This is a genomic window from Mycobacterium nebraskense, from assembly GCF_002102255.1.
Lineage (GTDB): Bacteria > Actinomycetota > Actinomycetes > Mycobacteriales > Mycobacteriaceae > Mycobacterium > Mycobacterium nebraskense.
In genome coordinates this window covers 63,555-72,451 of record NZ_LQPH01000047.1, presented here as the reverse complement: position 1 = coordinate 72,451, position 8,897 = coordinate 63,555, and the positions used below count along the sequence as shown (strand labels likewise).

The following is an 8,897-nucleotide window of genomic DNA, read 5'->3' as shown; positions in this document are numbered from 1 at the left end:
GCCACCGCATAGGATCATCAACGCAAGCGAGCGGAACCTATGTCAGACCACTTTTACACCGCTCCTGGGACGCCACCGTCGGCCGTTGGTGACGTATCTCTAGAGAAGGCAACACATGTCATTTGTGACCACACAGCCGGAAATGCTGGCGTCGTCAGCCGGCGATTTGCAGGCCATCGGCTCGGCGCTCGGCGAGGCAAATGCGGCCTCAGCATCGCCGACTACAGGAGTAATTCCCGCGGCCAGCGACGAGGTGTCGGCGTTGACCGCGGCCCAATTCGCCGCACATGCGCAGCTGTACCAAGTAGTGGCCGCCGAGGCCACGGCCATCCATGACCAGTTTGTGGCCGCCCTGGGAACGGCCGCCGGTTCCTATGCGGCGACCGAGGCCGCCAACGCGGCCGCGGCCGGCTGAAGCGACCAGAGGTAGTTGAAGGGACACGCGAATGGATTTCGGGGCTCTGCCACCGGAGATCAACTCCGCCAGAATGTATGCCGGTCCCGGCGCGGGGTCGCTGTTGGCTGCTGCGGCTGGCTGGGATGGGCTGGTCGCCGAATTGAGTGCGGCGGCGGCCTCGTATGGGGCGGTGGTCGCGCGGCTGACCGCTGTGTCGTGGCATGGCCCCGCGTCGGCGTCGATGGCCGCAGCTGCCGCTCCCTACGTGGCGTGGATGACCACCACCGCTGCCCAGGCCGAGCAGGCAGCCAACCAGGCTCGGGCGGCGGCGGCCGTCTACGAGGCTGCGTTTGCGGCAACGGTGCCACCGCCGGTGATCGCGGCGAACCGCAGTCTGCTGATGTCGCTGATCGCAACCAATCTTTTGGGGCAAAACACCCCGGCGATCGCGGCCACCGAGGCGCAGTACGCGGAGATGTGGGCCCAGGACGCGACGGCGATGTATGGTTACGCCGCCTCGTCTGCGGCCGCGTCAACGCTGCCGCCGTTCGCCTCGCCGCAGCAGACCACGAACCCAGTGGGCCTGGCCGGGCAGGGTGCGGTTGTCGCCCAGGTCACCGGTAGTTCGACTGCGACAAATACCCAGGCGGTACTGACCCAGCTGACCTCCACGGTGCCCACGGCGCTGCAGGGCCTGTCCTCGCCGCTGTCGTCAACCTCGTCGTCGACGGTGTCGTCAAGCATGTCGACGACACTGTCGCAGGTCGGTTCGATGCTGTCGATGACAAGTTCGACCGCGTGGATAACAAGTGCGGGCCTGTCGAGCGCGGAGAAGCTGAAGAACTTGTTGCCGTCGGCCATTGCCGCAACCGTGGCACCGGCCGTTGCGGGCGGGCTCGGATCGGGGCCTGTCGGATTGGCAGGGCTGGGCGGCGGCGCTGCGCAGGTGTCGGCGGGTATGGGCAGTGCGGGGTTGGTCGGGTCGTTGTCGGTGCCGCAGGCCTGGACCGCGGCGGCCCCGACCGGGGCGGCCACGACGCTGGCGGGCACCAGCCTCGGCGCTGTTCAGGCCGCGGACGCTGGCGGCCTGGGAGGCATGTTGGGCGGGTTGCCCATCGCGGGCCCGGCGGGGCGCGGTGTGGGCGCGGTCGTGCCCGATGCTCGCTTCCTGGAACGCCCGGCCATGGTGCCACCCTGGTCGACGGTCGGATAGCGAAAGGCAACGATGACGGTGTTGAACTCGTCGGCGACTGCGGCATACCATGACCCGCCGCTGAGTCATGCATCAATAGTGCCCTCTGCGTCACGATTTGGCGGAAAGCAGATATCAAAGCGAGAAGCAAATGAGCGTGCACCGGCCGGATCGGTTGTCAGAAGCCAATCGGTTCCCGTACCCTCTAGGGGTATGAGGTACATCTGGGGGTGGCCCGCGCTGCGTCAGGTGATGCCTCGTAGCGGTTCGGCGCACGCCGGGCAGGTTTGTCGATCTACGACGTTCGTTCACTCTCACATTGTCGGGGCGTTATGCGGCTGATCGGCGCATACGGACTGCCGCGGTGGCGATCGGTGATCGCCGTCGCTGCTGTGGTGTTGCTGACGCTCCTGGTGGGTCACTCGGCACTGCTGCATTCGAAGTCTCATGCTTCGCATCATCCGCATGCTTTGGTTTCCTCGCTGGGTGGTGAGTTCACTGTCAGCGCCAACCACGCGCACCTGGCCGACGGCTCGTTGACCGCATGCCACGATGTCTTCGCGGCCCCGGTGGTGACGCGCTCGGCCACCACCCTGCTTGAACTTGGAGTCGTGGCGGCAATTGTCGCTGCCGCGGCTGCATTGACCACTCTCGTAGCGCCAGTCGGGCGGGGCCCGCCGCGAGCGCTTGCACCAGTCCTTAGCGGTCAGGACCTCTTGACGCGGTTCTGCCTGTCTCGTCGCTGATCGATCAGCGTCAGGTCGTTGGGTCCCACCACGACGGCCGGTGATCGCTGACCGATGTCAAATGCCGTCCCTTGCGGCGCATATGCGAAAGCGACGAATTCATGAACAATCTCCTGTCTGTAGAACTCTGCGAGCGCTTCGAGATGCCCACCGACACCGCTGAGCTGCACCGCCGGCGCTCCTTTCCGAGCCCGCACACGTCGCGGCTGCGTAGTCCTGGCGGGTGCGGGGTAACCGCAGGTAGAAATCGCGAAGCACGCACCATGGTGGGCAATACGCCGGTGTTGTGGATTTCAACTCCGTTTGGTAGCGGTGAGCGTGGCTTTTGGGCCAAGTTGGAAGGGGCTAACCCGGGTGGGATGAAAGATCGTCCGGCCCTGCATATGGTGGAATGCGCTCGGGCCCGAGGTGAATTGCGGCCGGGTGCCCAGATTGTCGAATCCACCAGCGGCACCTTGGGTTTAGGCCTGGCCCTGGCGGGGCAGGTCTATGGGCATCCGGTCACCGTGGTCACTGACCCGGGGATGGAGCCGATTGTGCAACAGATGCTGACCGCCTACGGAGTGCGAGTCGACGTGGTCACCACACCGCATCCCACCGGGGGCTGGCAGCAGGCGCGCAAAGACCGAGTCGCCGAGTTGATGGCCGCCGACCCGCACGCCTGGAATCCCGACCAGTACAACAACCCCGACAACGTCGACGCCTACCGGTCACTGGCGGACGAACTGCTCGACCAACTTGGAGGTGTTGATGTGCTGGTGTGCTCGGTGGGAACCGGAGGCCATTCGGCAGGGGTAGCCCGGGTGCTGCGCGAAGTCAACCCCGATCTGAAGTTGATCGGCGTCGACACCATCGGCTCGACAATCTTCGGCCAACCCCCGGCCGCCAAGCGGTTGATGCGCGGCCTGGGGTCAAGCATCTATCCGCGCAACGTGGACTACCCGGCGTTCGCCGAGGCGCAGTGGGTGGCCCCGGCTGAGGCGGTGTGGGCATGCCGTGCCCTGGCGAGCACGTACTACACCAGCGGTGGATGGAGTGTGGGGGCGGTCGCGCTGGTCGCCGGCTGGGCGGCGCGCACCCACGAACCCGGCACGAAGATCGCGGCGGTCTTTCCTGATGGCCCGCTGCGCTACTTCGACACCATCTACAACGACGACTACTGCCGCCAGCACGGTCTGCTGGATGTGGCCCCGCCGAGCGAACCCGCGGTCATCGAGGACCCGATGCAGCAGGTGGTGGACTCCTGGACGCGGTGCGCCACGGTGATCGACCCCGTCCTGGTGAAGCAAGAATGAAGTTTCTAACTCAGTTCCGCAGCTTCGACGGGCCCAGCCGGATGCTGATGGTCAACCAGTTCGGCATCAACTTCGGCTTTTACATGCTGATGCCCTATCTGGCTGCCTATCTGGCGGGCCCGCTCGGGCTGGCTGCCTGGGCTATCGGGCTGGTCCTGGGGGTGCGCAACTTCTCCCAACAGGGCATGTTCGTCGTGGGCGGTACGCTGGCTGACCGGCTGGGCTACAAGCCGTTGATTGTGGCCGGCTGCCTGCTGCGCACCGGTGGATTCGCCTTACTGATCGTGGCGCACTCATTGCCTGCGGTGCTGATCGCCTCGGCGGCAACCGGTTTCGCCGGCGCGTTGTTCAACCCGGCCGTGCGCGCCTACCTGGCCGCCGAGGCCGGTGATCGCCGCGTGGAAGCGTTCGCGATGTTCAACATCTTCTATCAGGCCGGGATCCTGCTGGGCCCGCTTCTCGGAGTCCTGTTGGTGGCCATCGATTTCCGCATCACGGCAGCCGGTGCCGCCACCGTCTTCGCCGTGCTCACGCTGGCCCAACTATTCGCGTTGCCCCAACACCACTCCGACGCGGTGCAGGAGAAAACATCCATCCTCGACGACTGGCGGGCCGTCGTCTCTAACCGATCGTTTCTGCTGTTCGCTGCCGCGATGATTGGCTCCTATGTACTGTCCTTCCAGGTCTACCTCGCTCTGCCGCTGCAGGCGAAAATCCTGTCACCGCGCTATCAAGCTGTCCTCGTGGCAGGAGTTTTCGTCGTCTCGGGCCTGGTCGCCGTGGTCGGCCAACTGCGCATCACCAGCTGGTTCGCCGCACGCTGGGGCCCAGGGCGGAGCCTGGCCATCGGCCTGGGTATCCTGGCCTCCTCATTCGTGCCGCTGGCGTTGATCCCCGATAACCAACGCTTCGGGATCGTTGCGGCGGTCGCCGCGCTGCTAATGTCGGCGGCCATGCTCGCCGTCGGCTCAGCCGCGGTCTTCCCGTTCGAGATGGACACCGTGATGGCATTAGCCCGAGGCCGGCTACTTGCCACCCACTACGGCTTCTACAACACCATCGTCGGAGCCGGAATCCTGCTCGGCAACCTCGCCACCGGCGCAATCATGGGCGCAACCCGACAGGGCGGCATGGGCGCACTCGTGTGGGCGGGGCTCATTCTCATCGGCGCCGTCGCCGCATGGGCCTTGCACTACCTCGACCGCAACCATCACCTCCAGGTCGACAACACCATCGAGGATGGCCCGGCCACGCAGACAGAAGGTATTCGAGAATCCCCAGCGGCCGAACCGGGCCAAGCTTGAAATACCGCCGCAGAGTGCTGACTTCGGCTTCGAGCCGCAGTACGTGGCGACTCGGGCTACACCCACCCAACCGCAGGAGCCGAGATCGGCCACAGACGAATAGTGGAGAAAGGTGTCATGGAGAATCCGGCGTCGAACGATCACCATCTGAACCGAAGGGCATTCATTACCGCCTCGGTTGCCGGCGGCCTCGGGTTGGCGCTGGCGGCGTGCGATGGGTCGAACAGCGCGGCGCCCAGCCTGGACCAGACCATCGCCGCTGCCGAGAAGGCGCGATCGCATAGCGGTCGCACGGTGATCGCCACGCTGATGCCGCAGCAGTCGACCATCGACCTCGGCGGACCCGTTGCGCGCACGCTAGCCTATGGCGACGCCCTCCCCGGCCCGCTGATCCGCGCCAGCGTCGGCGACGAACTCGCCATCACTGTCAAAAACCGGCTGAACGGCCCCACCTCGGTGCACTGGCACGGGGTCGCGCTCCGCAACGACATGGACGGTGCCTATCCGGCCACTCCGAACATCGAGCCCGGCACCGACTTCACCTACCGGTTCTCGGTCCCACACAGCGGCACCTACTGGGCCCATCCACATGCGGGCCTGGAGGCCGACTACGGACTGTATCTGCCGGTGATCTTTGACGACCCTGCCGAGCCGGGCAACTACGAAGCCGAGTGGATTGTCGTGCTCGACGACTGGACCGACGGTATCGGCCAGGGTCCTCAACAGATCTACGACCAGCTCAAAGGACTGGGCATGCCGGCAGCGGACAGCATGCCAAAGACTGGAGAGGTGTCCTCAGTGGGCGCAAGCAGCCTCCTCGGCGGGGACGCCGGCGACATCCGTTACCCGCACTATCTGGTCAATGGACGTATCCCCACGGCGCCGACCACGTTCAATGCAAAGCCGGGGCAGCGAATTCGTATCCGGTTCATCAACGCCGGCTCTGACACCGCCTTCCGCGTTGCACTGGCCGGGCACGTCATGACCGTCACGCACACCGACGGTTATCCGGTCGAGCCCACCGATGTCGATGCGCTCCTGATCGCGATGGGTGAACGCTACGACGTGATTGTCACCGCGGACGACGGGGTCTTTCCTTTGGTGGCGATGGCTGAAGGCAAGGACGCGCAGGGGCTGGCCCTGCTGAGCACCGCGGCTGGTACCGCACCCGATGCCCATTTTCAACCGCCCGAGCTCAACGGCCGGGTCGGCACCGTCGGCATGTTCACCGCCACCCCGACCGCGGGGCTCGGGTCGGCCAAGACCGACATCAACCTGGCTATCGACCTGACCGGCTCGATGATGAACTTCGACTGGGGCATCAACGGCAAGCCTTATCCCAAAAACCCGCCGCTGACCATCAAACAAGGACAGCGGGCCACTCTGAGCTTCACCAATTCCACGACGATGTACCACCCAATGCATCTGCACGGCCACACCTTCCAGATGATCAAACCCGACGGGACCCTGGGCGCACGCAAAGACACCGTCAACGTGCTGCCCAACCAGAAAGTCAACGCTGTTGTCGTCGCCGACAACCCCGGCATCTGGATGATTCACTGCCACAACACCTATCACCAAGAAGCAGGCATGATGAGCAGTCTCAACTACACTGTCGGCACAACATGAATGCGACGCACAACGGCATGATCGTCACGACGCAACCACCACCACGGCCGCGACTCCCGCACCTCCTCAATTGCTCACTGGTGATGGTTTCCGGGCTGTGGACGGTAGAGTCGTCGGCGCGCGTCCTCATAGGCGGGACGATAAACCAGCCGTACTAAGCGCTCCTCGCCCCACTTACGGGATTCGCTGTTGCATAGACCAATTCGCTCACGCGCTACCGCAGGCTCCACAACCCCAGCGCGGTGGGTAACGCTAATACGCTAGAGGAAACGCCTCCCATCGCCGTGGGTGCCGATCCAGTTCGGCCAACGGATTCGATGAGTTCAAGGCGCGCCCGTTCGCAACGATGGCAACCTCTATGCGCAGACGCGTTTGTGAGGTGCAGTGCGACAACAATTCTGGACAGCGAGATGCGGGATCTGCCCAGGAGTTCGTCGCAAATGCCTGCGGACACAAACGGCTTCGTGATATACGCGTTGTAGTGGCGCCAAGACAGCTTCGCCGCTGGTCTTGCGGCGCAACGCATCTCGCATCGGCACGCGCCCGGTGCACAGCGATAAGGTGCAATCGCGGCCGCTAGTCGGCGCCGGCCCGCCACATACACTCGCTGCGACCGGCGCCTAAGCGGCCAAGCGTTCTGCGTGCGGGGTTATCTCGATGGTCGCACTGAACTATCCCAAAGCTCGGATGCCAAGGGGGGCGAGAGTGTTTGGGATATGGGTAGCCCGGGTTGTTCGGGATTTTTGAGCACTGTCGGACCACAGTTGAGCCCGACGATGCAACCGCTGAGACTAGCCCGGGCGCCACCGCCGGTGGGACCGCCGGGAGGGACCGGAGGTATGGGTGCTGGCGCCACTCCGAAGGGAGTCGTTGTCGTAATGGCGCTTGGTGACTTAACGCCGCCACCACCAAACCCGACTCCAAAAACAACCGCAGCTGCGCCACCGAGCAGCGCGATCACCTTCCTAGCTTCAGGTTTCATCAGATTCCCCTTTCACCATCGTGTTGTCCGATTGCTCCCGCCGTCGTGCGCCGAGGCCCTCACCGGGTAGAGGACGTAGGGCCCCTGCACGGGGCAACAAGTCTCTGGTTGGGCTCACCGGGCGATTGTGGTGATTACTCGAGTCCTTGCTCGAACGCTCATCGGATGACGAGACAAGACACCACGAGCGCAGGCTGATCGCCGCTTCGACAGCGGGTCTTCGCTTTAAAGCGCGCCGCTGACAAGGTCATTGGTCGCCGGCCGCGGCGGGCAAGGCACAGCGGCCTGATGCTGACCGATCAGCGACGGGCCAGACAGAACCGGGTCAAGGCCTCTTGACCGTTGAGGGCGACGACGCCACGGAGGCGGCCTCGCCTCGCCGGTGCCGCACGGTGGGCAACTGAACCGACGATGGTGGTCACCACCACCGCGATCCCGAGCGCAACAAGAGCCGTGGCTGACGGTGGCAGCGTCGCCGTCGCGAACGCCTGGCATGCCGGTGACACGGCGCAGTCAGCAGCCGCATGATCAGCGTTGACGGCGAACTCACCGCTCAGGGAGGTGAAAAAGGCGTGCGCTGGGTTCGATTCGGAGAGCTCGGATCGGACCAGCCAACAACCGGCGACACCGAGGAGCACCCACACCGCGACCATGATCGACATGGGCGATCGCAGCCGGCTAGCACTCCAGTATCCGAATGACGCCGTCGAAGGGGCCGAGCGCACCTTCGACGGCGGTCTTGGGACCTCGCAGGAGATTCTGGCCACCGAAACGACCGCTGTGCTCACCGCGATCACCGCCAATCTTGGTCGCGCTCAACGTCAGCAGCTGACACCAACCCAGTGTTATCCTTCCAGTGGACTGGAAGGTCAAGGAGGGTGCTATGCAGATCGGAGAACTGGCTAAACTCGCCAACACCAGCGCCAAAACCATCCGCTTCTACGAGGACTCGGGGCTGCTACCGATACCCGCACGCACCGCGTCCGGGTATCGCGACTATGGGCCCGAGATCGTCGACCTGCTGCGGTTCATCCATCGAGGCCAAGCGGCCGGGCTGACCTTGCAGCAGGTGCGCCAAATCCTGGCGATCCACGATCGCGGCGAAATGCCGTGCGGGCACGTCCGACAGGTCCTAAAAACCCGTCTCGACCAACTCCATGCACAGATCGCCGAACTCGTCGCTCTCGAAGGCCACTTGCAGACCCTGCTCGACCACGCGTCGCACGCCGCGCCGACCGAACACGACCATTCCACGGTCTGCTGGATTTTGGAAAGCGACCTGATTGCGGACGCCACCGTCGAGCTCAGCCATCCGCGCGACAAGACAGTGAGTTCCGGCGGCGTATAAGGGG

Annotated in this window: 9 protein-coding genes; 7 read left to right on the top strand and 2 right to left on the bottom strand. The window is 64.6% G+C overall.

Translation table 11 applies throughout. The annotated features are described in order from the left end of the window. Positions 1–115 precede the first annotated feature (115 nt). The 3 genes from AWC17_RS05575 to lpqS (AWC17_RS34285) all read left to right on the top strand — a co-directional run bounded on the left by AWC17_RS05575 (position 116) and on the right by lpqS (AWC17_RS34285) (position 2,335). Positions 116–415 (top strand): PE family protein, encoded by a 300-nt coding sequence (locus AWC17_RS05575; RefSeq protein WP_046182799.1) that lies wholly within the window; start codon positions 116–118, stop codon positions 413–415. A gap of 31 nt (positions 416–446) precedes the next feature. Further along, positions 447–1,610 (top strand): PPE family protein, encoded by a 1,164-nt coding sequence (locus AWC17_RS05570; protein WP_047323336.1) that lies wholly within the window; start codon positions 447–449, stop codon positions 1,608–1,610. 311 nt (positions 1,611–1,921) lie between these two features. Further along, positions 1,922–2,335 (top strand): putative copper homeostasis (lipo)protein LpqS, encoded by a 414-nt coding sequence (gene lpqS / locus AWC17_RS34285; RefSeq protein ID WP_046182801.1) that lies wholly within the window; start codon positions 1,922–1,924, stop codon positions 2,333–2,335. Here the strand turns inward: lpqS (AWC17_RS34285) and AWC17_RS32535 are convergent. Continuing rightward, the gene (locus AWC17_RS32535; protein WP_167385546.1) at positions 2,296–2,505 is read right to left on the bottom strand and encodes a hypothetical protein; all 210 of its coding nucleotides are present in this window, start codon (positions 2,503–2,505) and stop codon (positions 2,296–2,298) included. The genes lpqS (AWC17_RS34285) and AWC17_RS32535 overlap by 40 nt on opposite strands. A 93-nt stretch (positions 2,506–2,598) precedes the next feature. On the opposite strand from AWC17_RS32535, the gene AWC17_RS05560 reads away from it, so the two are divergent. The 3 genes from AWC17_RS05560 to AWC17_RS05550 all read left to right on the top strand — a co-directional run bounded on the left by AWC17_RS05560 (position 2,599) and on the right by AWC17_RS05550 (position 6,563). Continuing rightward, positions 2,599–3,630 carry a PLP-dependent cysteine synthase family protein gene (locus AWC17_RS05560; protein ID WP_231588392.1) on the top strand — a complete coding sequence of 344 codons (1,032 nt, stop codon included), beginning with the start codon at positions 2,599–2,601 and terminating at the stop codon, positions 3,628–3,630. Next, entirely contained in the window at positions 3,627–4,934 is a 1,308-nt protein-coding gene (locus AWC17_RS05555) for an MFS transporter (protein WP_082122916.1), read from the top strand. The genes AWC17_RS05560 and AWC17_RS05555 overlap by 4 nt, the downstream gene beginning before the upstream one ends. Before the next feature lie 117 nt (positions 4,935–5,051). After that, the gene (locus AWC17_RS05550; protein ID WP_046182802.1) at positions 5,052–6,563 is read left to right on the top strand and encodes a multicopper oxidase family protein; all 1,512 of its coding nucleotides are present in this window, start codon (positions 5,052–5,054) and stop codon (positions 6,561–6,563) included. 1,281 nt (positions 6,564–7,844) lie between these two features. Here the strand turns inward: AWC17_RS05550 and lpqS (AWC17_RS05545) are convergent. Beyond that, positions 7,845–8,207, bottom strand: coding sequence for a putative copper homeostasis (lipo)protein LpqS (gene lpqS / locus AWC17_RS05545; protein WP_046182803.1), 363 nt, complete (start codon positions 8,205–8,207; stop codon positions 7,845–7,847). A gap of 221 nt (positions 8,208–8,428) precedes the next feature. Here lpqS (AWC17_RS05545) and AWC17_RS05540 point away from each other — a divergent pair, with 221 nt between their 5' ends. Continuing rightward, a complete protein-coding gene (locus tag AWC17_RS05540) occupies positions 8,429–8,893 on the top strand; it encodes a heavy metal-responsive transcriptional regulator (protein ID WP_046182814.1) in 465 nt (154 codons plus the stop codon). Positions 8,894–8,897: the final 4 nt, after the last annotated feature.

Excerpts from the sequence above, each read along its gene's own strand:
- AWC17_RS05575 (WP_046182799.1), top strand. The coding sequence starts at position 116 with ATGTCATTTGTGACCACACAGCCGGAAATGCTGGCGTCGTCAGCCGGC.
- AWC17_RS05570 (WP_047323336.1), top strand. The coding sequence starts at position 447 with ATGGATTTCGGGGCTCTGCCACCGGAGATCAACTCCGCCAGAATGTAT.
- lpqS (WP_046182801.1), top strand. The coding sequence starts at position 1,922 with ATGCGGCTGATCGGCGCATACGGACTGCCGCGGTGGCGATCGGTGATC.
- AWC17_RS05560 (WP_231588392.1), top strand. The coding sequence starts at position 2,599 with ATGGTGGGCAATACGCCGGTGTTGTGGATTTCAACTCCGTTTGGTAGC.
- AWC17_RS05555 (WP_082122916.1), top strand. The coding sequence starts at position 3,627 with ATGAAGTTTCTAACTCAGTTCCGCAGCTTCGACGGGCCCAGCCGGATG.
- AWC17_RS05550 (WP_046182802.1), top strand. The coding sequence starts at position 5,052 with ATGGAGAATCCGGCGTCGAACGATCACCATCTGAACCGAAGGGCATTC.
- lpqS (WP_046182803.1), bottom strand. The coding sequence starts at position 8,207 with ATGTCGATCATGGTCGCGGTGTGGGTGCTCCTCGGTGTCGCCGGTTGT.
- AWC17_RS05540 (WP_046182814.1), top strand. The coding sequence starts at position 8,429 with ATGCAGATCGGAGAACTGGCTAAACTCGCCAACACCAGCGCCAAAACC.